The 25494-nt window shown below is 66.7% G+C and carries 24 protein-coding genes and 4 pseudogenes; 16 read left to right on the forward strand and 12 right to left on the reverse strand.

What is annotated here, in order from left to right; translation table 11 throughout:
* Nucleotides 1-2 precede the first annotated feature (2 nt).
* The 3 genes and pseudogenes from fdxA (at nucleotide 3) to OL239_RS05460 (ending at nucleotide 2963) form a co-directional block, all read left to right on the forward strand.
* Nucleotides 3-328 (forward strand): annotated as a pseudogene (gene fdxA, locus OL239_RS05450) (ferredoxin).
* Nucleotides 325-1479, forward strand: coding sequence for a succinyldiaminopimelate transaminase (dapC, locus tag OL239_RS05455; RefSeq protein WP_268911040.1), 1155 nt, complete (start codon nucleotides 325-327; stop codon nucleotides 1477-1479). The pseudogene fdxA and the gene dapC overlap by 4 nt, the downstream one beginning before the upstream one ends.
* A gap of 345 nt (nucleotides 1480-1824) precedes the next feature.
* Nucleotides 1825-2963 (forward strand): annotated as a pseudogene (locus tag OL239_RS05460) (citrate synthase).
* A gap of 79 nt (nucleotides 2964-3042) precedes the next feature.
* Here OL239_RS05460 and galE read toward each other — a convergent pair.
* The 3 genes from galE to dapD form a co-directional block, all read right to left on the reverse strand.
* A complete protein-coding gene (galE, locus tag OL239_RS05465) occupies nucleotides 3043-4059 on the reverse strand; it encodes a UDP-glucose 4-epimerase GalE (protein WP_268911041.1) in 1017 nt (338 codons plus the stop codon).
* Nucleotides 4060-4094: 35 nt separating this feature from the next.
* Nucleotides 4095-4733 carry a hypothetical protein gene (locus OL239_RS05470; RefSeq protein ID WP_268911042.1) on the reverse strand — a complete coding sequence of 213 codons (639 nt, stop codon included), beginning with the start codon at nucleotides 4731-4733 and terminating at the stop codon, nucleotides 4095-4097.
* Between the two features lie 252 nt (nucleotides 4734-4985).
* Nucleotides 4986-5966: a 2,3,4,5-tetrahydropyridine-2,6-dicarboxylate N-succinyltransferase gene (gene dapD, locus OL239_RS05475; protein WP_268911043.1), complete on the reverse strand. Its 981-nt coding sequence runs from the start codon at nucleotides 5964-5966 to the stop codon at nucleotides 4986-4988.
* A gap of 85 nt (nucleotides 5967-6051) precedes the next feature.
* Here dapD and dapE point away from each other — a divergent pair, with 85 nt between their 5' ends.
* Nucleotides 6052-7143: a succinyl-diaminopimelate desuccinylase gene (dapE, locus tag OL239_RS05480; protein WP_268911044.1), complete on the forward strand. Its 1092-nt coding sequence runs from the start codon at nucleotides 6052-6054 to the stop codon at nucleotides 7141-7143.
* Nucleotides 7144-7241: 98 nt separating this feature from the next.
* On the opposite strand, the gene OL239_RS05485 is transcribed toward dapE, so the two are convergent.
* The 4 genes from OL239_RS05485 to OL239_RS05500 form a co-directional block, all read right to left on the reverse strand.
* Nucleotides 7242-8117, reverse strand: a complete 876-nt coding sequence (locus OL239_RS05485; RefSeq protein WP_268911045.1) for an amino acid ABC transporter permease — start codon at nucleotides 8115-8117, stop codon at nucleotides 7242-7244.
* The gene (locus tag OL239_RS05490) at nucleotides 8114-8788 is read right to left on the reverse strand and encodes an amino acid ABC transporter permease (RefSeq protein ID WP_268911046.1); all 675 of its coding nucleotides are present in this window, start codon (nucleotides 8786-8788) and stop codon (nucleotides 8114-8116) included. Before OL239_RS05490 ends, OL239_RS05485 begins: the two co-directional genes overlap by 4 nt.
* A gap of 105 nt (nucleotides 8789-8893) precedes the next feature.
* A complete protein-coding gene (locus tag OL239_RS05495; protein WP_268911047.1) occupies nucleotides 8894-9736 on the reverse strand; it encodes a glutamate ABC transporter substrate-binding protein in 843 nt (280 codons plus the stop codon).
* Between the two features lie 115 nt (nucleotides 9737-9851).
* Entirely contained in the window at nucleotides 9852-10601 is a 750-nt protein-coding gene (locus tag OL239_RS05500) for an amino acid ABC transporter ATP-binding protein (RefSeq protein WP_268911048.1), read from the reverse strand.
* A gap of 163 nt (nucleotides 10602-10764) precedes the next feature.
* On the opposite strand from OL239_RS05500, the gene OL239_RS05505 reads away from it, so the two are divergent.
* The 7 genes and pseudogenes from OL239_RS05505 to OL239_RS05535 all read left to right on the forward strand — a co-directional run bounded on the left by OL239_RS05505 (nucleotide 10765) and on the right by OL239_RS05535 (nucleotide 15780).
* On the forward strand, nucleotides 10765-11535 hold the full coding sequence (locus OL239_RS05505; RefSeq protein WP_268911049.1) for a TIGR00730 family Rossman fold protein: 771 nt from the start codon (nucleotides 10765-10767) through the stop codon (nucleotides 11533-11535).
* A 36-nt stretch (nucleotides 11536-11571) separates the two neighbouring features.
* Nucleotides 11572-11979, forward strand: coding sequence for a DivIVA domain-containing protein (locus OL239_RS05510; protein WP_268911050.1), 408 nt, complete (start codon nucleotides 11572-11574; stop codon nucleotides 11977-11979).
* Nucleotides 11976-12553: pseudogene (locus tag OL239_RS05515) on the forward strand (DNA-3-methyladenine glycosylase I). Before OL239_RS05510 ends, OL239_RS05515 begins: the two are co-directional and overlap by 4 nt.
* Nucleotides 12543-13799 carry a hypothetical protein gene (locus OL239_RS05520; RefSeq protein ID WP_268911051.1) on the forward strand — a complete coding sequence of 419 codons (1257 nt, stop codon included), beginning with the start codon at nucleotides 12543-12545 and terminating at the stop codon, nucleotides 13797-13799. The pseudogene OL239_RS05515 and the gene OL239_RS05520 overlap by 11 nt, the downstream one beginning before the upstream one ends.
* A 155-nt stretch (nucleotides 13800-13954) precedes the next feature.
* Nucleotides 13955-14122, forward strand: a complete 168-nt coding sequence (locus OL239_RS05525; protein WP_152219550.1) for a DUF3117 domain-containing protein — start codon at nucleotides 13955-13957, stop codon at nucleotides 14120-14122.
* Nucleotides 14123-14426: 304 nt separating this feature from the next.
* Nucleotides 14427-15104 (forward strand): M17 family peptidase N-terminal domain-containing protein, encoded by a 678-nt coding sequence (locus OL239_RS05530; protein WP_268911052.1) that lies wholly within the window; start codon nucleotides 14427-14429, stop codon nucleotides 15102-15104.
* A gap of 4 nt (nucleotides 15105-15108) precedes the next feature.
* Nucleotides 15109-15780 carry a leucyl aminopeptidase family protein gene (locus tag OL239_RS05535; protein ID WP_268911053.1) on the forward strand — a complete coding sequence of 224 codons (672 nt, stop codon included), beginning with the start codon at nucleotides 15109-15111 and terminating at the stop codon, nucleotides 15778-15780.
* Between the two features lie 4 nt (nucleotides 15781-15784).
* Here the strand turns inward: OL239_RS05535 and OL239_RS05540 are convergent, their stop codons facing one another.
* Nucleotides 15785-16423, reverse strand: coding sequence for an O-methyltransferase (locus OL239_RS05540; RefSeq protein WP_268911054.1), 639 nt, complete (start codon nucleotides 16421-16423; stop codon nucleotides 15785-15787).
* 244 nt (nucleotides 16424-16667) lie between these two features.
* On the opposite strand from OL239_RS05540, the gene sigE reads away from it, so the two are divergent.
* The 3 genes from sigE (at nucleotide 16668) to OL239_RS05555 (ending at nucleotide 18715) form a co-directional block, all read left to right on the forward strand.
* Complete coding sequence (gene sigE, locus OL239_RS05545) at nucleotides 16668-17279, forward strand: RNA polymerase sigma factor SigE (RefSeq protein WP_268911055.1); 612 nt, start codon at nucleotides 16668-16670, stop codon at nucleotides 17277-17279.
* Nucleotides 17280-17283: 4 nt separating this feature from the next.
* On the forward strand, nucleotides 17284-18216 hold the full coding sequence (locus OL239_RS05550; RefSeq protein WP_268911056.1) for a zf-HC2 domain-containing protein: 933 nt from the start codon (nucleotides 17284-17286) through the stop codon (nucleotides 18214-18216).
* Nucleotides 18217-18289: 73 nt separating this feature from the next.
* Nucleotides 18290-18715: a sec-independent translocase gene (locus OL239_RS05555; protein ID WP_268911057.1), complete on the forward strand. Its 426-nt coding sequence runs from the start codon at nucleotides 18290-18292 to the stop codon at nucleotides 18713-18715.
* 11 nt (nucleotides 18716-18726) lie between these two features.
* Here the strand turns inward: OL239_RS05555 and OL239_RS05560 are convergent, their stop codons facing one another.
* Genes OL239_RS05560 through OL239_RS05570 form a run of 3 tightly spaced genes read right to left on the reverse strand, consistent with a single transcriptional unit; the run spans nucleotide 18727 to nucleotide 21747 of the window.
* On the reverse strand, nucleotides 18727-19866 hold the full coding sequence (locus tag OL239_RS05560) for an Mrp/NBP35 family ATP-binding protein (RefSeq protein WP_268911058.1): 1140 nt from the start codon (nucleotides 19864-19866) through the stop codon (nucleotides 18727-18729).
* A 2-nt stretch (nucleotides 19867-19868) separates the two neighbouring features.
* Nucleotides 19869-20471, reverse strand: coding sequence for a DUF1003 domain-containing protein (locus OL239_RS05565; protein WP_268911059.1), 603 nt, complete (start codon nucleotides 20469-20471; stop codon nucleotides 19869-19871).
* A complete protein-coding gene (locus OL239_RS05570; protein ID WP_268911060.1) occupies nucleotides 20464-21747 on the reverse strand; it encodes a magnesium transporter in 1284 nt (427 codons plus the stop codon). Before OL239_RS05570 ends, OL239_RS05565 begins: the two co-directional genes overlap by 8 nt.
* A 153-nt stretch (nucleotides 21748-21900) precedes the next feature.
* On the opposite strand from OL239_RS05570, the gene OL239_RS05575 reads away from it, so the two are divergent.
* Nucleotides 21901-22827: a general stress protein gene (locus OL239_RS05575; protein WP_268911061.1), complete on the forward strand. Its 927-nt coding sequence runs from the start codon at nucleotides 21901-21903 to the stop codon at nucleotides 22825-22827.
* Between the two features lie 81 nt (nucleotides 22828-22908).
* Here the strand turns inward: OL239_RS05575 and OL239_RS05580 are convergent.
* A pseudogene (locus OL239_RS05580) lies at nucleotides 22909-24485 on the reverse strand (aminopeptidase P family protein).
* Between the two features lie 128 nt (nucleotides 24486-24613).
* On the opposite strand from OL239_RS05580, the gene OL239_RS05585 reads away from it, so the two are divergent.
* Nucleotides 24614-25462, forward strand: a complete 849-nt coding sequence (locus OL239_RS05585; protein ID WP_268911062.1) for a PHP domain-containing protein — start codon at nucleotides 24614-24616, stop codon at nucleotides 25460-25462.
* Nucleotides 25463-25494: the final 32 nt, after the last annotated feature.

The raw sequence follows: 25494 nt of genomic DNA on the forward strand, positions 1-25494 counted from the left end.
ACGTGACGTACGTAATTGCGCAGCCATGCGTAGATGTAAAAGACAAGGCATGCATTGAGGAATGCCCGGTGGATTGCATCTATGAAGGTGAACGCTCCTCTACATCCACCCGGACGAGTGCGTCGACTGCGGTGCCTGCGAGCCGGTCTGCCCCGTCGAAGCAATTTACTACGAGGATGACACGCCGGAGGAATGGGCCGAGTACTACAAGGCCAACGTCGAATTCTTCGATGACCTGGGGTCCCCGGGCGGTGCGGCAAAGATCGGCAACACCCACAAGGACCATCCGATCATCGCCGTCCTGCCCCCGCAGAACCAAGAGGCATGAGTTCCGCCGCTTCCCGCACCTTCGGGCTCGACCTGCCGGAATACCCCTGGGAAGCCATGGCGCCCTACGCCAAACTGGCAGCCGGGCATCCGGACGGGGCAGTGAACCTGTCCATCGGAACCCCGGTGGATCCGACGCCTGCGGTTGTCCGGGAAGCACTGGCCGCGGCCGCTGACGCACCCGGTTACCCGACGACGCACGGCACTGCCGAGCTCCGACAGGCGGTCAGCGACTGGTACGCCCGGCGCCGGAACGTCCCGGCGCTGGATCCGCGGGACATCATGCCGACCGTGGGTTCCAAGGAACTGGTGGCCTGGCTTCCGCTGCTGCTGGGACTGGGGGAGGGCGACGTCGTCGTCCGCCCCACCGTTGCCTACCCCACCTATGACATGGGCGCCATCCTGGCCGGCGCCACCCCCGTGGCCGCGGATCACCTGGATGAGCTCGACGAGGACGTGCGCGCCCGGGTGCGCCTGGTCTGGGTCAACTCTCCGGGCAACCCCACCGGAATCGTGCGTTCGGCGTCGTCCCTGCGCGCCCTGGTGGATTCGGCCCGGAAAGTCGGCGCCGTTGTCGCTTCCGACGAATGCTACGCCGAGCTGGGCTGGGGCGAGTGGGATCCCGACCGGGGAGGCCGGCCGGTGCCGGGCATCCTGGACCCTGCGGTCAGCGGCGGCAGCAATGACCTGCTGCTGTCGGTCTACTCGCTGAGCAAGCAGTCCAACATGGCCGGCTACCGTGCCGCCTTCGTCGCCGGCGACGGGGCGATCATCGCCAATTTGGTCAACAGCCGCAAGCACGCCGGAATGATCGTTCCGGCGCCCGTGCAGGCCGCCATGATCGCCGCGCTCTCCGACGACGCCCACGTGGCCGCCCAGAAGGACGCGTACCGGGCACGCCGTGAGCTTCTGGTTCCGGCGCTGGAAGCCTTTGGGCTTTCCATCCGCCACTCCGAAGCCGGGCTCTACCTTTGGGCAACCGCGGGAGAGGACACCTGGACAACCGTGGAACGGCTGGCGAAGCTGGGCATTGTTTCCGGCCCCGGCGTCATTTACGGACATGAAGGTGCCGGCTTTGTGCGCATTGCGCTGACCGGCTCCGACGAGCGGGTGGCGGCCGCTGCCCGCCGGCTTTCCGCAGCCGCCGAATAGCCGCTTATAGCGCCGGAAGCGTCCGGGCGACATGTTTCGCTTCCACAACAACCCGCCCGCCGATTAGTCGTAGAGGGCGCCCAAAGGGTAGCGTTTTGCGTAAATAGATTGAGCGGAATTGACACTATGGGCGCTCCCCGAGACCACGCGACGCCCGTAGCTCTGGTTTCTTCAAACTCCTGAAGGAGACTTAATGACTGAGCGTCCCAGTGCACAGCTGCACTATGGGGAAAACACTGAAGACCGGCTGGAGCTCCCCGCGTTGCCGCGGCGGAGGGCAACGACGGCTTTGACGTCTCCAAGCTGCTGAAGCAGACCGGAACCGTCACGTTTGACCCCGGCTTCATGAACACCGCGGCCACCAAGTCCGCGATTACCTACATCGACGGCGATGCCGGGATCCTGCGTTACCGCGGCTATCCCATCGAGCAGCTTGCCAAGCACTCCAGCTTCCTCGAGACGTCCTATCTGCTGATCTACGGCAACCTTCCCACCCCCGCGGAGCTGGAAGCCTTCGACCAGCGGATCCGCCGGCACACGTTGCTGCACGAAGACCTCAAGGGCTTCTTCGGCGGCTTCCCCGCGACGCGCACCCCATGCCGGTACTGTCCTCGGCTGTGAGCGCACTCTCGACGTTCTACCAGGATTCCCTGGATCCGTTCGACGAAGAGCAGGTGGAGCTCTCCACCGTCCGCCTGATGGCAAAGCTCCCGGTGATTGCCGCTTACGCGCACAAGAAGTCCATTGGCCAGCCGATGCTGTACCCGGACAATTCCATGAACCTCGTGGAGAACTTCATGCGCCTGAGCTTCGGCCTGCCGGCCGAGCCCTACGAAATCGATCCCGACCTGGTCAAGGCGCTGGACCTGCTGCTGATCCTGCACGCAGACCACGAGCAGAACTGCTCCACGTCGACCGTCCGCCTTGTGGGCTCCTCGAACGCCAACATGTTCGCTTCCGTGTCCGCCGGCATCAGTGCCCTCTTCGGGCCGCTGCACGGCGGCGCCAACGAGGCCGTCCTGAACATGCTCCGGGACATCAAGTCCACGGGCATGGCACCGGAAACCTTCATGGAGAAGGTCAAGAACAAGGAAGACGGCGTGAAGCTCATGGGCTTCGGGCACCGCGTCTACAAGAACTACGATCCGCGCGCCAAGATCGTCAAGGCCACCGCGCACGACATCCTGGCCAAGCTCGGCGGCAACGACGAGCTGCTGGACATCGCCATGCGCCTGGAAGAGAAGGCCCTGGCCGATGATTACTTCATCGAGCGCAAGCTGTACCCGAACGTGGACTTCTACACCGGCCTGATCTACAAGGCCATGGGTTTCCCGGAAAAGATGTTCACGGTCCTGTTCGCCATTGGCCGCCTGCCGGGCTGGATCGCCCAGTGGCGCGAAATGATGCAGGATCCGCAGACGAAGATCGGGCGTCCGCGCCAGCTCTACACGGGTTCCCCGGAACGCAACTACCCGGCCCGCTAGCCCGCACCGGGCCCGGCAGCACCGCAAAAGGCCCCTGGAGTCCGTCATGGATTCCAGGGGCCTTTGGTGCCGCCGGCCGTTAGGAGCCGGCGTAGCCCTGCGGGTTGTTCTTCTGCCAGCGCCAGTGGTCCCCGCACATATCGTCCAGGGAGCGCCGGGCGGACCAGCCCAGGTCCGCCAGGGCGGCGGACGGGTCGGCGTAGCTGACGGCGGCGTCGCCGGGCCGGCGGGCAGTGACTTCGTAGGGCACCTCTTTGCCGGCGGCGCGGGAAAACGCGGCCAGCACCTCGAGCACGGAGGATCCGTGGCCGGTACCGAGGTTCCAGCGGTGTACGCCGGACTTTGCGGTGATGTACTCCAGGGCCGCGAGGTGGCCGGCAGCGAGGTCCACCACATGGATGTAGTCGCGCACGCCCGTGCCGTCGGGGGTGGGGTAGTCGTCGCCGAAGACCATGACTTTCTCACGGCGGCCCACGGCGACCTGGGCTACAAACGGCAGCAGGTTGTTCGGAACACCGGTGGGGTCTTCGCCGATCCGGCCGGACTCATGCGCGCCGGCGGGGTTGAAGTAGCGCAGCAGGGCAATGTTCCATCGGCCGTCGGCCGCGCCCAGATCTGCCAGGATGTCTTCGATCTGTTCCTTGGTGCGGCCGTAGGGATTCACCGCGTCCATCGGCGACTTTTCCGTGAGCGGGACTTCCTCGGAGGCGCCGTACACGGTGGCCGAGGAGCTGAAGACCAGGGTCCGGACGTCGTGCTTGTCCATCATGCGCAGCAGGTTCAGGGTGCCGCCGACGTTGTTGTGGTAGTAGTACAGGGGTTTGGCCACGGACTCTCCAACGGCCTTCAGTCCGGCAAAGTGGATGACGGCGTCCACGGCATAGTCGGTAAAGACGGCATCCACGGCGGCCTCGTCGAGCAGGTCCGCGCGGACGAACTCGGCGCTCCGCCCGGTCAGCTCACGGACCCGGTTCAGGGATTCTTCGCTTGAGTTGGCCAGATTGTCCAGCACGACGACGTCGTGGCCGGCTTCCAGCAGGGCCAGCGTGGTGTGGGAACCGATGTATCCCGTGCCTCCGGTAACAAGTATTCGCATGACTTCAGACTAGTGGATTCCGCACCGGCGCCCGGTCAGGACTGCTCAGCGGCATGAAACACCGTCAGGACCACGGCGCCGCCGGAGGCGGGAGCCGGATCCCAGGTTCCCGTTGCCCGCGTCCACCGGCGTTCGTCAAAGGCCACCGAGTCCAGGGACAGCGTCTGGGCGTTGGCCACGGCCCATTCCGCCAGCGACCAGCCGTAGCTGCCGGTGCCCGCCACGGTAATGCGGTAGCCCTCGACAGTGGCGTCCACCGGGCCGTAGACCGCGGTCATCGCGGCCAGGACGGCGCCGGGGCTGCCGGAGGCCGACGGCGGATCCAGGGTGCAGGCCATGGCGGCGGGGGAGTGCCCGGTCAGGGCGGAAGCGAAGGCCTTGGCCTCGTCCTCATGGTCGGCGTAGGCGTCGGGAAAAGCGCTGCGCTGGACCGTCTGGGCGGCTACGGTCACGGGAAGATCCGCGTAATTGGGCACCTTTTCCAGGGCGTCATAAAACGCGTTGGCTGCATACACCGGGTCCATGACCTGCTCTTGGCTGCCCCAACCCTGGGACGGTCGCTGCTGGAACAGGCCCCGGGAGTCCGGGCCGGCGTCGTCCCCGTAGTCGAGGTTGCGCAGCCCGGACTCCTGGATGGCGGTGGCCACGGCGATGGAGGCGGCCCGCGCGGGCATGCCCCGGCGGACCGAAATCCCGGCGATGAGGGCCGCTGTCTCCGCCCGCGCCGGCGTTAGGTGATATTCCGCGCCGCCGGCGGTTGCGGTGCACGACGGCGGGGCAGCCGGCCCGTCCCCGGCTCACGGAGCGCTGACACCGCGTAGACGGTGACGGCAACCAGAAAGAGCACTGCCAGCAGCAGCACCGGAAGGGATCCGCTGCTGCGCCGGGGTGCGGAGCCGGAGGCCGGCATGGGCGGCTGCCGCTGCCTAGTTGGCGTGCAGGGCGGCGTTGAGCTCCACGCTCGCTCCGCTGCGGGCCAGGGCTTCCACGCTGCCGGTGACCGAATTGCGGCGGAACAGCAGGTTGGGAACGCCGCTCAGCTCCACCGCCTTGACGGTTTGCGCTTCCTCGCCGGGGACCAGCACCGACACCCGGGTGCCGGCGGTGAGGTACAGGCCGGCTTCCACGACGGATTCGTTTCCGATGCTGATGCCCACGCCGGAGTTGGCACCCAGCAGGACGCGTTCGCCGAGGGTGATCTTTTCCCGTCCGCCGCCGGACAGGGTGCCCATGATGGAGGCGCCGCCGCCCACATCGGTGCCGTTGCCCACCACCACGCCCGCGGAAATGCGGCCCTCGACCATGGACACGCCGAGAGTTCCGGCGTTGAAGTTGACGAAGCCCTCGTGCATCACGGTGGTGCCTTCGGCGAGGTGTGCGCCCAGGCGCACCCGCCCGGCGTCGGCGATCCGCACGCCGGAGGGCACCACGTAGTCCGTCATGCGCGGGAACTTGTCCACGCCGTACACCGTCACCGGACCGCGGGCGCGCAGGCGCAGACGGACAGCCTCGAAGTTTTCGACGGCGCAGGGGCCGAAGTTGGTCCAGACCACGTTGGGGAGCTTGGCGAAGATGCCGTCCAGGTTCAGCGTGTTCGGCGCGGCGAGGCGGGTGGAGAGCAGGTGCAGGCGAAGGTACGCGTCGGCGGTGTCCGACGGTGCGGCGTCAAGGTCGATTTCGGTGCGCAGGACCTCGCCGCGGGTGCCGCGGCCGGCGTCCGTCAGGGAAGCAGCTGCGGCTTCCAACTCGGGGACGAGGGCGTTGGCGGCGGACGAATCAGCTGCGCTGTGGGCGCCCAGCACAGGTTGCGGATACCAAACATCCAAGACGGTGCCGTCTTCGGTAATGGTGGCCAGGCCCAGGCCGGAGGCGGTGCGGGCGGTCGGGGAGGAGGTGCTTGAAGTCATGCACTCCAGTCTACCGATGGCCTGGGATGGAGCCTGTGTGAAGAGCGCTTGAGGGGCACGGGCAGGTGGTCGGTAGGGTGGAGGCATGACTGAAACGCCATCCCGGACCCTGGATCCCACCCGTGACGTTGCCCTGCTGACCGCCGACCTCATCGACATGGAAAGTGTGTCGGGCAACGAGAAGGAAGTGGCCGACGCCGTGGAGGCGGCGCTGCGTGCCCTGCCGCATCTGGAGGTGGTGCGCGACGGCGATTCGGTCATGGCGAGGACGTCCCTGGGCCGCGCCGAGCGGGTCATCCTTGCCGGGCACCTGGACACCGTCCCGCTGCCCGCCGTTCCCGGCTCCCGCGGCACCGTGCCCTCCACCTGGGACGGGAACGTCCTGTACGGCCGGGGCGCCACAGACATGAAGGGCGGGGTGGCCGTGCAGCTGGCCCTGGCCGCCGGGCTGGCGGAACCGTCCCGGGATATCACCTTTGTGTTTTATGACCATGAGGAAGTCGAGGCGTCGCTCTCCGGGCTGGGCCGGCTCCAGGAGAGCTATCCGCAGTGGCTGGAAGCGGACTTCGCGGTGCTGCTGGAACCCACCAACGGGACAGTGGAGGGCGGCTGCAACGGCACCATGCGCTTTCACGCCACCACCGCCGGCCGGGCCGCGCACTCCGCCCGGGCCTGGATGGGCGAGAACGCGATCCACGCCGCGGCGGAAATCCTGGCCCGGCTGCGCGACCATGTGCCTGCCACCGTGTCGGTGGAGGGCCTGGACTACCGCGAATCGCTGAACGCCGTGAAGATCTGGGGCGGCACTGCCGGCAACGTCATTCCGGACGCGGCCACAGTGGAAATCAACTACCGCTTCGCCCCCGACAAGTCGATCGAGGAAGCCGAAGCCTACGTCAGGAACCTGCTCGCCGGGTTCGACCTGGTCCGCACCGACGCCGCCGCCGGTGCACGGCCGGGACTGGACCGGCCTGCCGCTGCGAGCTTCGTGGAAGTTGTCGGGCAGGAGCCCAAGCCCAAGTACGGCTGGACCGATGTGGCCCGCTTCAGCGCCCTGGGCATTCCGGCCGTGAACTTCGGCCCGGGGGATGCCCTCCTGGCACATACGGACAACGAGCACGTTGAGGCGGACGCAGTGCGGGCCTGCCTGGCCGCGCTGCGGACCTGGCTCAGCTAGCGCAGGCCGGCAACAGCCAACGAGCAGCCAAAAGAGCAGACAAAAGAAGGGGAGGACCGGCAGCACCGGTCCTCCCCTTCTTTGCGTGGCGCCTGTTTCTACTTGACTGGAGCTTCAACACCTTCCGGATCGATGGCGTCTTCGCGCTGCAGCAGCTTCCCGGCCCGCGCGCCGAGCAGACGGGAGAGACGCTGTGCGGTGAAGGTCAGCAGCATATTGATCAGGATGAAGATCGCTGCCGCCACCAGCAGGGATGGAAGCATGTTCCCGGCTCCGGCGCCGAAGCGCTGGGCGTTTGCCAGCAGATCGGTGTAGCCGATGATGTAGCCCAGTGCCGAATCCTTGAGGATCACGACAAACTGGCCCAGCAGGGCGGGCAGCATGGCCACCAGGGCCTGCGGGATTTCAATGCTGCGCAGCGACTGTGCCGGGGTCAGGCCGATGGCCAGCCCTGCTTCGCGCTGGCCCTTGGGCAGCCCGAAGACGCCCGAGCGGACAAGTTCCGCGATGACCGAACCGTTGTAGAGGGTCAGCGCCACCACAACCGCCGCGAACGGGGCGTTGGACGCTTCCATCGGCGTGGACTTGGCGAAGAACTGGTACAGGAAGATCATCATCAGCAGCACCGGAACGGCGCGGAAGAACTCCACGACGACGTCGCACACCCAGCGCAGCGGAGCCACCCCCGACAGCCGGCCAAAGCCGAAGAGCAGGCCGAAGGCAATGGAAGTGAGCACCGCTACGCCGGCGGCCTGAAGGGTTGCCAGTAACCCGGGGAGCAGCGTGAACTGCCACGTTGACCATTCCAGGAAGGGCGTCCACTTGGCTGCCTCGAACTGGTCTTTTTCCGCCAAGCCGTTGACGGCCACCGCGAGGATGCCCAGGACGAAGAGCCCGCCGAGGACGTTGAAGACCAGGATCCGGCGCTTGGCCTTGGGACCGGGAACGTCGAACAGGACTGCTTGGTTGCTCATCGTGCCACCGCCAGCTTCTTTGAGGCCCACGTGGTGAGAAGGCCGATGGGGATCACGATGACCACAAAGCCAATGGCGAAGGTCAGGAAGATCTGGGTCATGACATCGGGGCGGAACTCGATCATGGTCTTCATCAGGCCGGACGCTTCCGCCACGCTCGCGGCGGCGGCGACCGTGGTGTTCTTGACCAGGGCAATGAGTACATTGCCCAGCGGCGCAATTGCACCGCGGAAGGCCTGCGGCAGGATGATCAGCCACGCTGCGGGCAGGAAGGACAGCCCAATGGAACGGGCGGCCTCGGCCTGGCCCAGCGGTACGGTGTTAACGCCGCTGCGGATCGCTTCGCAGACGAACGCTGCGTGGTACAGGCTCAGGGACAGGATGGCCAACATGAAGAAGTTCAGGTCAAAATCGTTGACGAAGTTGACCTGGAGCTGGCCCCACAGTCCCAGCACTGAGAACACCATGATGATGGTCAGCGGGGTGTTGCGGAAGATATTGACGTAGGCCGTACCGAACCAGCGCAGGCTCGCGATGGGCGAAATCCGCATGACGGCAAGGACGGTGCCCAGGACCAGTGACCCGATGGCCGCCCAGAACGCCAGCTGGATGTTCATCCAGAACGCCGCGACGACGTCGTAACCCTCGAAGAGGGCGAAAAAACCACCCATGATGTACCTCTTCTGTAAGAGAAAGAAACCGGTGCATGCGAAGGAATCGACATCCTTCGCATGCACCGGAGGTTTACGCCGGCGGACGGCCGCCGGTTGACGTGCTTAGGCGCAGGCTGCGGGTTCCGGCGGGTTCAGCTCATCGTTGTAGGAGTAGTCCGCGCCTTCGGTGTTGGCCATGATGGCCTCTTCCCAGGAACCGTCTTCCACCATGGTGCGGATGGCCGTGTTGATGGCTTCACACTGGTCGCTGTCCTGGGAGATGCCCACACCGTACTGCTCTTCGGTGAACGTGTTCCCGACGACCTTGAACTTGCCGGAGTTGGCGTCGGTGGAGGCCAGGCCGGCCAGGATGATGTCGTCGGTGGTGACGGCGTCCACCTGTCCGCCCTGCATGGCGGTGACGCAGTTGGCGTAGCCGCCCTGCTCCAGCAGGTTCACATCGGGCTGGGTGTCGGCGATCTTTTGGGCCGAGGTGGAGCCGGTCACCGAGCACAGTACCTTGCCGTTGAGGTCCTCGGGGCCGTTGATGTCATTGTTGTCGGCGTTGACCAGCAGGTCCTGGCCGGCAATGAAGTACGGTCCGGCGAAGGCCACGCGCTGCTTGCGTTCGTCAGTGATGGAGTAGCTTGCAAAGATCATGTCCACCTCGCCGTTTTCCAGCACGTTCTCGCGCTGCGCGGACGGGGTTTCCTTCCATTCGATCTGGTCTTCGGAGTAGCCCAGTTCATTTGCCACATACTTGGCAACGTCAACATCGAAGCCGCTCGGCTCGTTGTTTTCCATAAAACCAACGCCGGGCTGATCAAACTTGATGCCGATGGTGATGGTGTCTGATGAACCCGTGTCCTCGCCGCCGGCATCAGTGCCGGAGTCGCCTCCGCAGGCGGACATGGTCAGTGCTGCGGCAGCGGCGAATGCCACTGCGGCGTAGCGGGTCTTGCGCATGATTTCTCCTTGTTTAGCGGCCGTGCCGGACGGGCTGGCCTTACTTCAGGGGTTGCCCCCAACGTGTGAATCCGGGTGTATCTGTGTTAGTGATCGGTGAATCTGTCAGAACGCCCTAGTGGGCGAGGATCTTGCCCAGGAAGTCCTTGGCTCGGCTGCTCCTGGGGTTCGTGAAGAACTCCTCAGGCGTGGCCTCTTCGACGATCTGTCCGTCGGCCATGAAGACCACACGGTCGGCGGCCCTGCGGGCGAAGCCCATTTCGTGGGTCACCACGATCATGGTCATGCCTTCCTTGGCCAGGCCGACCATGGTGTCCAGGACTTCATTGATCATTTCGGGGTCCAGCGCCGAGGTCGGTTCGTCGAACAGCATGACCTTGGGCTTCATGGCCAGTGCGCGGGCAATCGCCACACGCTGCTGCTGGCCGCCGGAAAGCTGGGCGGGAAGTTTGTTCGCCTGATTGGCGACCCCCACCCGTTCCAGCAGTTCCATTGACAGCTTCTTCGCGTCGGCCGATTTCATGCCTTTGACCTTGACCGGGCCCAGCGACACGTTGTCGAGGATGGTCTTATGGGCAAAGAGGTTGAACGACTGGAAAACCATGCCGACGTCGGCGCGCAGCTTCGCGAGGGCCTTGCCCTCGGCGGGCAGGACCTTGCCGTCGACGGCGATTTCACCGTCGTCGATGGTTTCCAGGCGGTTGATGGCACGGCAGAGCGTTGACTTGCCGGAACCGGACGGGCCAATGACGACCACCACTTCGCCCCGGGCCACGTCGAGGTTGATGTTTTGCAGGACGTGCAGGTCGCCAAAGTGCTTGTTGACGTTCCTCAGTGAGACAAGAGGGGCGGCAGAGTCAGGCATGGCGCCTTCGGATGTGTCACGGGTCATAAGAAGAAGATAACCAATGATTGTGTCCGCAATGTGTCTCAGTCCACTTTTTCTGCGCAATCGTGACGCAAGAGCAACCAAACACGACCGGAGGACGGCGTGAGACCGGTCCCACACATGTGCTTACCCTTGAAGCATGGAATTCAGCGAGAACACGTCCCGTCCCCGTATCGGCAGTCCCCGGAAGCGCGGACCCGTGGAGCTGCGCCGGGCGCAGGCCGCGGCACCGCAGTCAGACCGCTACCTGCTTGACGGCCAGGACCAAACGCATTTCACCCACACCGATCCCTGGCGGGTACTGCGTATCCAGAGCGAGTTCGTCGAGGGCTTCGGCACCTTGTCCGAGCTGGGTCCTGCGGTCAGCGTCTTCGGTTCCGCCCGCAGCCTTCCCGGTTCCCCCTACTACAAGCTTGGCGAGGAAGTGGGGCGCCTGCTCGCGGAGGAAGGGCTGGCCGTGATCACCGGCGGCGGGCCGGGTTCCATGGAGGCCGCGAACAGGGGCGCGGTGGAAGCCGACGGGCTGTCTGTGGGACTGGGCATTGAGCTTCCCTTCGAAACGGGCCTGAATGACTGGGTCGATTTGGGGATCAACTTCCGTTACTTCTTTGTGCGCAAGACCATGTTCGTCAAATACGCCCAGGGCTTCATCGTCCTGCCGGGCGGGTTCGGGACCATGGATGAACTCTTTGAAGCCATGACCCTGGTCCAGACCCAAAAGGTGACGTCCTTCCCGATCGTGCTTATCGGCACCGAGTTCTGGACCCCGCTCCTGGACTGGGTCAGGGGCACCCTGCTGGGTGAGGGGATGATCTCGGCCAAGGACCTGGACCTGATCCATGTGGTGGACGACCCGGCGGAAGCCGTGCAGTTGATGATCATCGACAGCGCCGGGCACGTCTCCCCGTAGGGCAGGTTCGGGGGCCTCATCTGGCACGATGGTTCTGTGACAACACTCTTGGTCTTCCTGGCAATTGTTGCCGCAGGCGCGGTTGCCCTGCTGGCTTCGGGGCTTCCGCGGCAGCGCAAATCCGCAGCGGGCCCCGGGACGGACGGCGGGGGAGCGCCGCTCACTGGGCCCGGCGGTGACCCGGGCCTGGCCGAACCGGATCCCAGGCTGCCGCCGGTCCTGCTGCCGGACCGGGTCCGGCCCTCGGATATCGGACGGCTGCGGTTTTCCGTTGCCCTGAGGGGGTACCGCATGGACCAGGTGGACGAGGTCCTGGCCAAGCTGGCGGCGGCGCTGGCCGAACGGGACGCAGCACTGACCGCTGTGATGAGCCCTTCGCCCGGCATCAGCCCGGAGCGGCCGGACGGCCCGGAACATCCAGAGGACCCGGAGGTGCGGCAGTGAGCACGGTCGCCGGCTCCGACGGCCTGCTGCGCTGCCCCTGGGCAGTGGCCAGCCCCGATTACCAGCGGTACCACGACGAGGAATGGGGCCGACCGGTTGCCGGGGAAGCGGCCCTGTTTGAACGGCTAAGTCTTGAGGCCTTCCAGGCGGGCCTGAGCTGGATCACGATCCTGCGTAAACGCCCTGCCTTCCGGGCCGCCTTTGCGGGGTTTGACCCCGCGGCCGTTGCCCGTTTCACCGATGCTGACCGGGACCGGCTGATGGCCGACGCCGGAATCGTGCGGAACCGCGCGAAGATCGACGCCGTCATCGCCAATGCCCGGGCACTGCTGCAGCTGCCCGCAGGCGAGAGCCTGGAAGAACTGCTTCAGCAGCACCGGGCGGACCCGCAGCGTCCGGCGCCAAAACCACCGCGGACGTACCCGCTGCCACTGCCGAATCCACCGCCCTGGCCAAGGCCTTGAAGCAGCGCGGTTTCCGTTTCGTCGGTCCCACCACCGCCTATGCCATGCTGCAGGCCACCGGCTGCGCCAACGACCATCTGGAAAGCTGCTGGGTGCGTAATGGAGGGTAGGACCATCGCGGAGAACAGGCAGCTGCCGCCCTCTGGCCCCAACCGGATCCTGGCCGATGCGGCAGCCTCGGCGGCAAGGGTCTTTGGCCGCTGGCCCTGGTACGCGCAGGTCCTGGTGGTGTGGGCCCTGGCCCGGCTGTTCTCCTTCGCCCTGTTTCTGGCCGTGGCCGCCCAGCAGGGACTGAACCCCTGGGGATGGGAGGGTACGCCGTCGTACCTGCAGTTCATTGGTGCGTGGGACAGCGAGTGGTACGGAAAGATCTTCAGCGGCGGTTATCCCGCGGAAATCCCGCGTGATGCAAACGGCCGGGCGCTGGAAAACGAGTGGGCGTTCTACGCCCTCTTCCCCGGGCTGGTGCGGGCGCTCGCCGCCGTCACGGGGCTGGGCTGGGAAGTGCTCGCGCCGATTGTCGCCACGGCGGCAGGGTTTGGGGCAGCCCTGATGGTGTACCGGCTCTTCGCACTGCGGGCCGCCGCCGGAACGGCGCTCTGGGGTGTGGTGTTCGTGGCAGTCTCTCCGGTGTCGCCGGTGCTGCAGGTGCCCTACGCCGAATCGCTGAACCTGCTTCTGCTCGCTGCGGCGCTGTACCTGCTGCTGACCCGCCGGTACCTGGCTGCGGTGCCGGTTGTGCTCCTCATGTGCCTGTCCCGCCCGGTGGGCGTGGCCTTTGCCCTGATGATGGGCATCCTGTTTGTCCGCCGCTGGGTCCGGCGCCGAACGGAGCCCTTCCCCGCGCCGGAAGTGCGGCGGATGGTGGTGCTCGGTATTGCCTCCGGCGCCGGGGCGCTGGCCTGGCCGGTGGCTGCCTGGGCTGCCACCGGTGACCTGCGGGCGTACACGGACACGGAGACTGCCTGGCGGGGCGACAGCCTGCTGCTGTTCAAGCCCTGGTTCGACGAGGCGGAGCGGCTGTTTGGTCCGGTCCTGGGCCCGGCGGCGCTGGCAGGGCTGGTGCTCCTCACGGTCCTGTGCCTCAATTCCGGACCCGTGCGCCGGCTGGGCGTTGAACTGCAGGTGTGGTGCGCGGCGTACCTGATGTACCTCTTTGCCTTCCTGAACCCGCTGACCAGCACGTTCCGGCTGCTGCTGCCGCTGTTCCCGCTGGGCCTGGCGCTGGCGTACCTGAGCACTTCGCGCGCGTACCGCTGGACCGCGGCCGCCGCGTTCCTCATCCTCCAAATTGTCTGGGTTGCGTGGCTCTGGCGATGGACGCCGCTTCCCGGCGGAGGCGATTATCCTCCCTAAGGCTGTGGCGGGGAACACACGAAATTTCGTTTGCGTCACGTTTGTGCGGAATAATGAACCTTAATTGCCGCCGGAGCTGGTTTAAGGCCGTGCGACAGAGGGTTACATGTGACTGGGGGATTGCCCGCAGCGCACTGTGAAAGGGGAACTGGAACATGGCTGCAATGAAACCGCGCACAGGGGACGGACCAATGGAGGTCACCAAGGAGGGGCGAAGCCTCATCCTGCGGGTGCCGATCGACGGCGGCGGCCGTCTGGTAGTGGAACTGAACGCAGAGGAAGCCGGCAAGCTGAAAGACTGTTTGCTGGGTGCCACGAGCTAGGAACTGAACTAATGCAGCGACTACCCAGAGGGTCCTCCCGGGCAACCCCGGCCGCAGGCGTCCCTGCCGGACCCGAGGTCCAGGCCCCGCCGATGACCGCTGTTTCCGCAGTGGAGCAGCTGCAGCCACGGGCCGGTGCCCCCACCGGCCCCGGGCTGCTGCCGGGACATGAGACAGGAATCGACGTCCTGGTTGTTGCCATTGCGGCTGCTCCGCAGGCCACGGTCCGGGAGGACACTGAGGAAGCGCTGCATCCGACCCTCAGCCGCGGCGGGGCGCTGTCGAAACGGCGCTGGAGTACGAGGTGGATGTGGCTGCCCGGGCAGCCACTGCGGGGGTTACCGGCAAAGCCGGCGAGTCCCTGCTGGTGGAGCCGCCCGCCGGAAAGGACGGCCGGCTGCCGGCCAAGCTGATTTTCCTTGGCGTCGGTGATGAATCGGTGTCCGGCATGCGCCGTGCCGGTGCCGCCCTGGCCCGGGCCACACGGGGCGCGCAGCACATCCGCACCGCCGCGGTTGACGGTCTGGACCCTGCGGCCCAGCAGGCCTTCGTGGAGGGCTTCCTCCTGGGCGGGTACCGGGCGCCCCGGCAGGGCAAAACTCCTGCCGGCCCGCCAATGGCACGCGCAATGGAAGTGACGGGCCTGGACCCGGAGGCTCTGAAGGCCGCCGAAATTACTGCCCGTGCCGTGTGGCTGGCCCGGGACCTGACGAACCTGCCGCCGGACACGGCAACCCCGGAATGGATGGCAGCCCAAAGTCGTGCCGTCGCGGCCCGCGCCGGCCTGGAAATATCCGTGCTGGACGGGGACGAGCTTCGGCGGCAGGGCTTCGGAGGCCTGCTGGCTGTGGGTTCCGGCTCCGCCCATCCGCCGCGGCTGGTGCAGGTGTCCTACCGGCCCGCGGCAGGGACGGCAGACATATCGTCCTGGCCGGGAAGGGCATTACCTTCGATTCCGGGGAATTTCCCTGAAGCCCCGTGAAGCCATGATGGCCATGAAAATGGACATGGCCGGAGCCGCCGTCGTGCTGGCCGCTGTGGAGGCCGCCGCCGCGCTTCAGCTTCCCCACCGGGTCACCGCCGTGCTGGCGCTGGCGGAAAACGCCATAAGCGGATCCGCGTACCGCCCCGGAGACGTGGTGCGGACCTACAACGGCAGCACCGTGGAGATCGGCAATACGGATGCCGAGGGACGCGTGGCCCTGGCCGACGCCCTTGGCTACGCCGTGGCCGGGCTGGCGCCGGATGTCCTGGTGGATGTGGCTACCCTCACCGGAGCGGCCGCGCTGGGCCTGGGCCAGCAGTACGGAGCGCTGTTCGCGAATTCGCCGCACTTACTCACCGCCCTGGAAAAGGCGGGAAGCGACTCCGGAGACCGCGTCTGGCAGCTGCCGCTCGTGCAGGAGTACGGGTACGCACTCGAGTCGGACACCGCGGACCTGGCGCATGTGGCGCCGCCCGCGCTCAAGTTCGGTGCCGGGGCCATCGTGGCCGCACTGTTCCTCGAGAAGTTCGTGGACGGCACGGCATGGGCCCACATCGACATTGCCGGGCCCATGCGTGCCGCATCCGATGCCCATGAGATCTCCAAGGGTGCCACCGGATTCGGAACCCGCCTGCTGATCTCCTACCTGAGGAACATCCCGGCGGGCAGCTGACGGCCTAGCTGCCGGTCTTGACGGCCAGCAGCAGGCCGTCGCCGGTGGGCAGCAGCGAGGACACGAGGGCTTCGTTCTCCCGGATGGCCTTACCCACCTTGCGCATGGTGTTGGTGGTTGCCTCCCGGACGGCGGGATCAGCTACCTTGCCGCGGTCCAGAGCGTCATTGACCACCAGCAGCCCGCCGCGCTTCAAAAGGCGCACGGCCTGCGCCACGTACAGCGGAAAGGACGGCTTGTCCGCGTCAATAAAAACCATGTCGTAAGCGGCGTCGGTGAGCCGGGGGAGGACCTCGGCGGCCCGCCCCGAGATGGTCCGGGTACGGTTGCCCGGCACTCCGGCTTCCCGGTAGGCCTCCCGCGCTGCCCGCAGATGGTCGACGTCGGAATCAATGGTCGTCAGCACCGACTGCGGTCCCAGCCCGCGCAGCAGGCAAACCCCGGAAACACCGGCTCCGGTCCCCACTTCCACTACCGTCTGGGCCTTCGATGCGGCCGCCAGGACCGTCAGGGCCGCACCGACCCCGGCGGAGACCGGGGATACGCCCAGTTCGTAGGAGCGCTCCCGGGCGCGCAGCAGCACGTCGTCCTCGAAGGGCAGCCCCTCCGTGTAGGACCAGCTGGTCTGCTTGTCGGCGCTCATTCGTGTCACTTTCATTGGAAGGGGAGGCATGCTCAGTCAAGCTTAAGGCCCCGCGGCTGTGCGCCCGTCTTTCCCGGGCACGAGCCGCCGCAAACGGGGCTGCAATCGCCCTTGTGCGCCCGCGCCATGCGTGCTAACAGACAATTCCCAGATTGATGCGTCACCATAATTATGCAGGAAAACAGCACTCGGGATTCGTCCGCCTTCGGGCCGACGGCGGGAATCAGGGGAAGGAGGGAAGACCATGACGACGACGCCTCCAGCGGCAGCTGCCGGAGCGGCTGACTCCGAGTGGGTACGGCCCACCTGGGAGGAAGTGGTGACTGCGCATTCGGCGAAAGTCTACCGTCTCGCCTACCGGCTCACCGGCAACCGGCATGACGCCGAGGACCTCACCCAGGAAGTTTTTGTCCGTGTCTTTCGTTCCCTGGAGAAATTCCAGCCCGGCACCCTTGACGGCTGGCTGCACCGCATCACCACCAACCTGTTCCTTGACCAGGCCCGCCGCAGGAGCCGGATCCGTTTTGACGGCATGAGCGAAGAGGCCGAGGGCCGCCTGCCCAGCAACGGGCCCGGGCCGGAACGCAGCTTTGAATTCAACAATTTGGATGTCGACATTACCCGCGCCCTGGACGAACTGCCGCCGGACTTCCGAGCTGCAGTTGTCCTTTGTGACCTGGAGGGACTTTCCTACGACGAAGTAGCGAGGGCCCTCGGCGTCAAGCTCGGCACCGTGCGTTCCCGGATTCACCGGGGCCGGACCATGCTGAAGGAGAAACTGGCGCACCGGGACCCGCAGCAGCGCCGCGGACCCGGCTCCCGGCTGGCCCTTCCACGCGTGGCAGGCGCCAGCTGATTCCATGCGACATCCCAAACGCCGTCTGCAGGAGTTCCTGGACAATGAAGCCAGCCCCGCCCGGGCCGCCGCAGTGCAGGCACATCTGTCCCGGTGCGCCGCGTGCCGTGCCGAGGCAGCACGGGAGCGCCGGCTCCGCAGCCGCCTGAAGTCGGCCCAAATTCCGGTTCCCGAACCCGGCCTGCGGGAACAGCTGGAACGCTCGGCCATGCCTGGAGGCGCCGGAAGCCGGGGCTACACGGAGCTGCCGGCACCGAAGGCCCCGAACCGCCGGCGCCGGGGCCTTCGATTCGCCGCCGGCGCGGCAGCCGCCGTCGGCCTGGTCCTGTCCACCGCCTACTTGCTGGGCGGATGGTCCCAGCAGGCCATGCCCGCTGCCTCAACGCCAACCCTGGCCGCCGCCTGGAGCGAGGTTACGGGCGGGGAAGGGCACCAGCTGACCGCCGGGCAAATAGAGGCCCTGCGGACGCACGGGTGGACCTGCCCGGAGCTGCGGGCGGTGGGCATGTCCCTGGTGGCTGCACATTCCGGCCGGGTCGGCGGACAACCGGCCGTGGTCATGACCCTGGAGGGGAACGGCAGCACGGTTACGGTCTACGAGACCCGGTCCGACAGTGGCGGCCGGGAGCCGGCCGTGGACGGCATCAGCGGGCACACCGTCACCGAGGAGGGGTTTGTCCTCCGGGACGAGGGATCGCGCCCGGGCCGTCCGAAGGTATGGCTGCATCCGCAGCGGCCCCACCACGCGGTGGTGTCCTCCGAACGCGTCACCTATTCCGTTGCCGCCGCTCCGGAGGACAAGACGCTGGAGGACGCCGTCACGGAGATTTCCCTCATCGAATCCTCGCGGCTCGTACGGCACCAGCCGGACACCGCGCAGGACCTCTGGGACCGGATCCAGCACGGACTGTCCGTCATGACCGGAGCAGGCTCATGAACGGTCCCGCGTGCCGGAAAAGCCCCGGGCGGGCGAGTGGCCTGCAGCAGTGCATGAAAGGTAGTCTTCACTGGTGATGGGAATCAACGGCTATGAGCTGCTCGTGCTGGCACTGCTCGCTGTGGTGGTGCTTGGACCCGAACGCCTGCCTGAATACGCGTCCCAGCTGGCCCGGCTTATTCGGGAACTGCGGCGGATGGCCACCGGAGCCCGGGAGCAGCTCCGCGAAGAGGTTGGCCCCGAGATCGACGAGGTGGACTGGCGGAAGCTGGACCCGCGGCAATATGATCCGCGCCGGATCATCAAGGAAGCACTGCTTGATGATGTCGAGGACGCCGTCAAACCCGTCAGTGCCCGTCCCGCACCGGCAGCTCCGCGCGGAAGCACCCGGGCGCCGGGTGCGGAAACCGCTGCGGCGCCAACCGCGCCGCCGGCCGTCAAGCCGCTGATGCGGCTCCAGACCGGCGACCGGGCGCCCTTCGACTCTGAAGCCACGTAGGCCCCTGAGGGCTAACGCGGGCTGACGCCCAGCTTCAGGCCCGACAATCCGCGCGGCCTCCGGGCCAGGGCCCCTGCAATGCGGCGGAGTTCGGCGCCCGCCGACCCCTCCACGGAGGCTGATTCTGAAAGCACCACCGGTGTCCCGGCATCCCCGCCCGTTCGCAGGCCCACATCCAGGGGGATGCTGCCCAGCAGTGGAATGTCCTTGCCCAGGGCATCACTGAGCCGCTTCGCCACGATCCCGCCGCCGCCGGCACCGAACACCTCCATTCGTTCCCCGGTGGGCAGCTGCAGCCAGGACATGTTCTCGATGACTCCGGCGACGCTTTGTCCCGTCTGCGAAGCGACGGAGCCGGCACGTTCGGCGACGTCTGCCGCTGCCGCCTGGGGGGTGGTGATGACGAGGATTTCCGACTGCGGCAGCAGCTGCGCCACGGAAATGGCGATGTCTCCGGTGCCGGGAGGCAGGTCAAGGAAGAGCACGTCGAGGTCGCCGAAGTACACGTCCGTCAGGAACTGTTCCAGGGCCCGGTGCAGCATGGGTCCGCGCCATGCGACCGGCGCGTTGCCGGCCACGAACATGCCGATGGAAATGGTCTTGATGCCGTAGGCGACCGGCGGAAGGATCATTTCGTCCACGCGGGTGGGCGGCTGCGTGATGCCCAGCAGGCCCGGAATGGAGAACCCGTGCACATCGGCGTCGACAATGCCCACGCGCAGCCCCGAGGCGGCCATCGCCGCGGCGAGGTTCACCGTGACGCTGGACTTGCCCACGCCGCCCTTGCCGCTGGCCACCGCGTACACGCGCGTCAGCGATCCCGGCCGGTTGAAGGGAATGTCCTTGGTGCCGCCGGGGCCGCGCAGCTTTTCCTTCAGCGCCGCACGCTGCCCGGCGTTCATGACGCCCAGATCCACCTGCACGGCGCTGACTCCCTCGACCGCGGACAGGGCACGCTCGACGTCGGCGGTGATGGTCTCGCGGAGCGGGCACCCGGCGATAGTCAGCAGGACACCCACGGAGGCCACGCCGCCGTCGTCCACGGATACCCCGGTGACCATTCCCAGCTCCGTGATCGGGCGGCGAAGCTCGGGGTCCAGGACGGAATCCAGTGCTGCGAGGGCCCGGTCAGCTGTATGCTGTGCTTCCACCCTTAGCTTTCCCTCCCGCCCGGATTGAGTTTGGGCATACTGTCCGTGGCGCCGGACTCGGAGTGGCGGCGGCGCGCGGTGCGCCGTCCGGCTCCTTCGTCGGGTGCCTCGTTGGCCTCCAGCAGTTCTTCGAGCAGGCTCCGCAGCTCGGAGCGCACGTAGTCGCGGGTGGCCACCTCGCGCAGGGCAATCCGCAGCTCGGCGATTTCCCGGGTCAGGTACTCGGTGTCCATCAGGTTGCGCTCTGCGCGTTCCCGGTCCTGGCGCACCGACACGCGGTCCCGGTCGTCCTGCCGGTTCTGGGCGAGCAGCAGCAGCGGTGCGGCGTAGGAAGCCTGCAGGGAGAGCATGAGGGTCAGCAGCGTGAACCCCAGGGCGACGTTGTCGAAGCGCAGCGGTTCCGGACCCCAGGTGTTCCAAATCAGCCATACGGCACAGAACACCGTCATATACACCAGGAACGTTGGCGTCCCCATGAACCGTGCGAAGTTCTCCGTGGCATGACCGAAGGCGTCCGGGTTGGGAGAGAGCCGGGGCAGCCAGCGCGTGCGGGCGGTCCGGGGGGTGTCCAGCCCTTTGGTCTGGGACTTAACTCTTTCAGCCATGTGTCCTTCCCTGCTTTACAGTCGGCGCATCGTCGGAGGCGCGCCAGTCGTCGGGAAGCAGATGGTCCAGGACGTCATCCACTGTCACCGCGCCTACCAGGCGGCCGCCGTCGTTCACGACCGGCAGCGAATTGAGGTTGTAGGTAGCCAGCATCCGGGACACTTCGCTGATGCTCGCGTAGTCCCGGACCGGCTCCAAATCTGTATCAAGGATATTCCCCAGCGCTTCCGGCGGAGCCGACCGCAGCAGCTGCTGGATGTGCACGACGCCGAGGTACCGCCCGGTGGGCGTCTCCAGCGGCGGGCGGCACACGTAAATCGAGGAGGCCAGGGCGGGAGTCAGTTCCTCCCGGCGGACATGCGCCAGGGCTTCAGCGACGGTTGCCTCGGGCGGCAGGATCACCGGCACCGGAGTCATCAGCGATCCGGCGGTGTCCTCCTCGTACTGCATCAGACGCCGCACGTCACGGGCGTCTTCGGGTTCCATGAGCTGCAGCAGCTCTTCCTTCTGCTCCTCGGGAAGCTCATTGAGCAGGTCCGCTGCATCGTCGGGATCCATTTCCTCGAGAACGTCAGCGGCACGCTCCACGTCCAGCGCCTGCAGGATTTGCACCTGGTCGTCGTCGGGAAGTTCCTGCAGCACATCGGCAAGCCGCTCATCCTGCAGTTCGCTGGCCACTTCGATCCGGCGCTTGCCGCTCATCTCATGCAGGGCCTCGGCGAAGTCGGCGGCCTTCAGGTCATCGTTCTGAGCGACGAACTGAGTGGCAGCCTGCGGCCCGCTGATGTCCCAGTGGAAAATATCGGACCAGTCAATGATGATCGGTTCCCCGCGCCGGCGGAGGGAGCGCAGCCGGGACGTGGAACCGCCGCGGCGGACAAACAGGCTGGACACGTGCCAGTCCCCGGCGCGGTTCTGTTCAATGGCGATGTCCTCGATGGTGGCTTCGCCGCTCCCGTCGCGGAGCAGCACCCTGCGGTCGAAAAGTTCGGCCACCACGAGCATCTCCGCCCCGCGCTGTTCAAACCGGCGCAGGTTCACCAGCCCGGTGCAAATGATCTGTCCCGGGTCCATGGAAGTGATGCGCGTAATGGGCACAAAGACCCGTTTCTTACCCGGGACCTCCACCACGATGCCCACGGCCTGCGGCGGGCGGCCGGGACCGCGGTCCAGCACGACGGCGTCGCGGAGCCGGCCCAGCCGGTCGCCCAGGGGGTCAAAGACATCGAGGCCGAGCAGGCGCGCAATGAAGACACGGGTAGGATTTTTGGTCACATTCTTAGGCTACGTGCTGCCCGGCGCTTCCGCCGTATTATGGTCCGGCTCCGGATGCGGGACGGGGAGCTGCAGGGAGCCGGCACACGGGGACACCGTTCACTTCAAGCGATACGGCCACCGCCGGGCCGGAAAGTGGGGGAGAATGGAGAAATGTCTAACCTCTTCGGTTCAAAGCCGCCACGCGATGAAGGCCGCAGCCTGCCCCAGGGAGAAACGGTGGGCCGCTACACCGCCTACCTTGACGCCCAGAAGGCGGTGGACTATCTGGCGGACAGCAAGTTCCCGGTGCAGATGGTCTCGATCATTGGCAATGAGCTGAAATCGGTGGAACGGGTGACCGGCCGGCTGTCGTACCCGAAGGTGGCCCTTTCCTCGGCCGCGACCGGCGCGTGGTTTGGACTGTTCGTCGGTCTGGCCCTGATGCTGTTTGCCGGCGGGGAGTCCTACGTCTCACTGATTCCCTCCATGGCGCTGGGCGCCGTGTTCTGGCTGCTGTTCGGGGTGCTGGCGTACGCCCTGCAGCGTGGCCGCCGGGATTTCACGTCCATCAGCCAGGTGGTGGCAACGAGCTACGACGTCATTGTTGCGCCGCAGGCCGCCAACGACGCGCGCCGGCTGCTCCAGCAGCTGCCGATGGTCGGGCAGCACGGCCACCCCCAGCCTCCGCAGAACCGCCCTCCGTACCAGTCCGGCCCCAACAACCACGGCCCGCAGGGACCCTACCGGGGTCAGAATCCGCAGCAGGGCCCGGACCAGGGCGCGGCTCCGGACCGCCCGGCGGGCTGGGCCAACCCCTACGGGGCGGCCACCGGCCCGCAGCAGCCTGCTCCCGCGGGACCGGAAGCGGCCGGCCAGCACGGCGCCCAGGACCCCGCTGCGGCGCGCGAACAGGCCGGAACGGTACCCCGGGGCCAGTTCCCGGACCTCCCGGACGGGCGGCCGCAGTACGGTGTGCGGCTTCCCCCGGCGCCGGCACCGGAAAACCCGGAATCCGCCGATGCTCCGGCTGCGGCTCCTAACACGCCGTCAGAGCCGGACAACAGCGGCTCCACGGGCGGAACCGCCGAAAACCGCTAGCACTGCACCACGCACCAGCAGGACATACAAGAGGCTCCGCACCCTGGGTGCGGAGCCTCTTGTATGCGCAGTTTGGCCTGTTTACTCGGCTGCGTACACGCCGGCCATCCAGTCTTCGACGTCCTCCGGGTTGCGCGGCAGGGCCGCGCTGAGATTGACGGGGCCGTCGGCCGTGATCAGGATGTCGTCTTCAATCCGGACACCGATGCCCCGGTACTCCTCGGGAACGGTCAGGTCCTCGTCCTTGAAGTACAGGCCCGGTTCGATGGTGAAGACCATGCCCTCGGTGATGACCCCGTCCAGGTACAGCTCCTGCGGGCCTGCGCACAGTCGTGGACATCCATGCCCAAGTGGTGGCTGGTGCCGTGCGGCATCCAGCGCCGGTGCTGCTGGCCCTCGCTGGAGAGTGCTTCTTCGAGCGGAACGGGAAGCAGGCCCCAGCTGTCCAGCCGTTCGGCCAGCACCCGGACCGCCGCGGCATGGACGTCACGGAACTTGGCGCCCGGCGTGGCGGCGGCGAATCCGGCGTCGGCGGCGTCGAGCACTGCCTGGTAGATCTTGCGCTGCACCGGGGAATAGCTGCCGTTGACCGGCACCGTGCGGGTGATGTCGGCGGTGTAGAGACTGTCTGCCTCCACGCCGGCGTCCAGGAGCAGCAGCTCACCGGCGTTGACGGTGCCGTTGTTGCGGATCCAGTGCAGGACGGTGGCATTGTTGCCAGCCGCGGCAATCGTGTCATAGCCGAGATCGTTGCCCTCTTCCCGGGCACGGGCAAAGAACGCGCCTTCAACGACGCGTTCGCCGCGGGGATGGGAGATCGCCCGGGGCAGGGCCTTGATGACCTCGGTAAAACCGTTGACCGTGGCAGCCACGGCGGCTTCCATCTGCTTGATTTCCCAGGCGTCCTTGATCAGGCGCAGCTCGGACAGCGCCTCGGTCAGTTCCCCGTCCAGGGCGTCGAGTGCGCTGAGGTCGGCGTTTTCCGGATCCATGGCGGTGTTGTAGCGCACGGTGTCCACCAGCGCGTCGACCATTTCATCGACCTTGCGCAGCAGGCGAACGGAGACGCCGCCGAACGTGGGATCGCCGACGTTGGAAGTGATCGCTGTTTCGGCCTCGTCCAGGTGGCGGGCCGGAAGGTCCAACAGGGCGCTGACCTGCTCCAGGCCCAGCCGGGATCCGATCCAGAACGCGCCGTACCGGGCGTTGGAGTAGAACTCCTCGCTGTCGGTGCCGGCCAGCGGACGGAAGTACAGGACGGCTGTATGGTTGCCGCCGTCGTCGCCCGTTCCGGGCTCCACCGGCTCCATCACCAGGATGGCATCGGGCTCCTGGTCCAGGCCGAGCCCGGTCATGTGCGCGAATCCGGAATGCGGGCGGAAACGGTAATCAGTGTCGTTGGAGCGCACCTTCAACGGTCCTGCCGGGATCACCAGCCGCTCACCCGGGAAGCGTTCGGACAGCGCGCGGCGGCGCCGGGCGGCGTAGGGGGCAACCTCGGCGCGTGCCGGAAGCTCCACATCGCCGTCGGCCCAGCCGGTGGCCATGAACGCTTTGTAGGCCTCGTTGGAAGGTTTCTGGGAGCGGTTGTTCACGCGGTCATCCAGGGGCTGCCCTTCGGAGAGTTCTCCGAGTCCGGATGTATCGGCGGTGGTCAGTGGATTCGCATCAGTAGTCACTCCTCCATGGTCTCACTGCGCGTGCGGAGCGGCCAAACATCCGCAGTTGTTTTTGGTCCCGCGGTGCGCACGGCCCGGCGCCGTGCGGAACCAAGTAGATTGAGGGCGTGAGAATTGACCTGCACACCCACTCAACCGTGTCCGACGGAACCCAGCCGCCGGCGGAGGTGATGCGCTCCGCCGCGAAGGCGGGGCTGGACGCCGTGGCCCTGACAGACCACGATTCAACGGCGGGGTGGGAAGAAGCGGGGGATGCCGCCCGCGCGCTGGGGCTGACCCTGGTGCCGGGCATGGAGGTGTCCTGCCGCAGCAGCGAAGGCATCAGTGTCCATGTCCTGTCCTATCTGCATGATCCACGGCATCCCGGGCTGCTGGCAGAGATTGCCCGGTCGCGGACGGCCCGTGTATCGCGGGCCGAGCTGATGGTGCAGCGCCTTGCGGAGGACTTTCCGATTAACTGGGAACTCGTCCAGGAACATGTTGCCCCGGGAGCGACCATCGGGAGGCCGCACATCGCCGATGCCCTGGTTGCGGCGGGCGTGGTTCCCAACCGTTCGGCGGCGTTTTCCGGCATCCTTACCGCCCGTTCCCGCTACTTCGTTGCCCACTACGCCCCGGACCCGGCCCGTGCCGTGGAACTGATCCGGCAGGCCGGAGGGGTACCGGTGTTCGCGCATCCGGTGGCCTCTTCACGGGGGCGCGTGGTGGGCGAGGAAACCTTCCACGAGATGATCGACGCCGGACTGCTGGGCGTGGAGATAGACCACCGGGACAATCCGCCTGAGGGCCGGGCCTGGCTGCAGCAGCTGGCGGCGGAAAACTCCCTGCTGGTGACCGGTTCCAGCGATTACCACGGAACGGGCAAGCCGAACCTGCTCGGTGAATTCACCACCGCGCCGGAGGTCCTGGAGAAAATCACGGCGCTGGGCACCGGTTCACCCGCCGTCCGTCCCTGAAAATGCCGGATATTTAGCGGAAACTTCTTGCA

Origin of the sequence: Arthrobacter sp. ATA002 (genome assembly GCF_026898095.1) — a bacterium.
In the GTDB taxonomy this organism is placed as follows: domain Bacteria; phylum Actinomycetota; class Actinomycetes; order Actinomycetales; family Micrococcaceae; genus Arthrobacter_B.

Bases quoted from the DNA above. Each gene is read 5' to 3' on its own strand.
- dapC (WP_268911040.1), top strand. From the start codon at position 325: ATGAGTTCCGCCGCTTCCCGCACCTTCGGGCTCGACCTGCCGGAATAC.
- galE (WP_268911041.1), bottom strand. From the start codon at position 4,059: ATGCGAATACTTGTTACCGGAGGCACGGGATACATCGGTTCCCACACC.
- OL239_RS05470 (WP_268911042.1), bottom strand. From the start codon at position 4,733: ATGCCCGCGCGGGCCGCCTCCATCGCCGTGGCCACCGCCATCCAGGAG.
- dapD (WP_268911043.1), bottom strand. From the start codon at position 5,966: ATGACTTCAAGCACCTCCTCCCCGACCGCCCGCACCGCCTCCGGCCTG.
- dapE (WP_268911044.1), top strand. From the start codon at position 6,052: ATGACTGAAACGCCATCCCGGACCCTGGATCCCACCCGTGACGTTGCC.
- OL239_RS05485 (WP_268911045.1), bottom strand. From the start codon at position 8,117: ATGAGCAACCAAGCAGTCCTGTTCGACGTTCCCGGTCCCAAGGCCAAG.
- OL239_RS05490 (WP_268911046.1), bottom strand. From the start codon at position 8,788: ATGGGTGGTTTTTTCGCCCTCTTCGAGGGTTACGACGTCGTCGCGGCG.
- OL239_RS05495 (WP_268911047.1), bottom strand. From the start codon at position 9,736: ATGCGCAAGACCCGCTACGCCGCAGTGGCATTCGCCGCTGCCGCAGCA.
- OL239_RS05500 (WP_268911048.1), bottom strand. From the start codon at position 10,601: ATGCCTGACTCTGCCGCCCCTCTTGTCTCACTGAGGAACGTCAACAAG.
- OL239_RS05505 (WP_268911049.1), top strand. From the start codon at position 10,765: ATGGAATTCAGCGAGAACACGTCCCGTCCCCGTATCGGCAGTCCCCGG.
- OL239_RS05520 (WP_268911051.1), top strand. From the start codon at position 12,543: ATGGAGGGTAGGACCATCGCGGAGAACAGGCAGCTGCCGCCCTCTGGC.
- OL239_RS05525 (WP_152219550.1), top strand. From the start codon at position 13,955: ATGGCTGCAATGAAACCGCGCACAGGGGACGGACCAATGGAGGTCACC.
- OL239_RS05535 (WP_268911053.1), top strand. From the start codon at position 15,109: ATGATGGCCATGAAAATGGACATGGCCGGAGCCGCCGTCGTGCTGGCC.
- OL239_RS05540 (WP_268911054.1), bottom strand. From the start codon at position 16,423: ATGAGCGCCGACAAGCAGACCAGCTGGTCCTACACGGAGGGGCTGCCC.
- sigE (WP_268911055.1), top strand. From the start codon at position 16,668: ATGACGACGACGCCTCCAGCGGCAGCTGCCGGAGCGGCTGACTCCGAG.
- OL239_RS05550 (WP_268911056.1), top strand. From the start codon at position 17,284: ATGCGACATCCCAAACGCCGTCTGCAGGAGTTCCTGGACAATGAAGCC.
- OL239_RS05565 (WP_268911059.1), bottom strand. From the start codon at position 20,471: ATGGCTGAAAGAGTTAAGTCCCAGACCAAAGGGCTGGACACCCCCCGG.
- OL239_RS05575 (WP_268911061.1), top strand. From the start codon at position 21,901: ATGTCTAACCTCTTCGGTTCAAAGCCGCCACGCGATGAAGGCCGCAGC.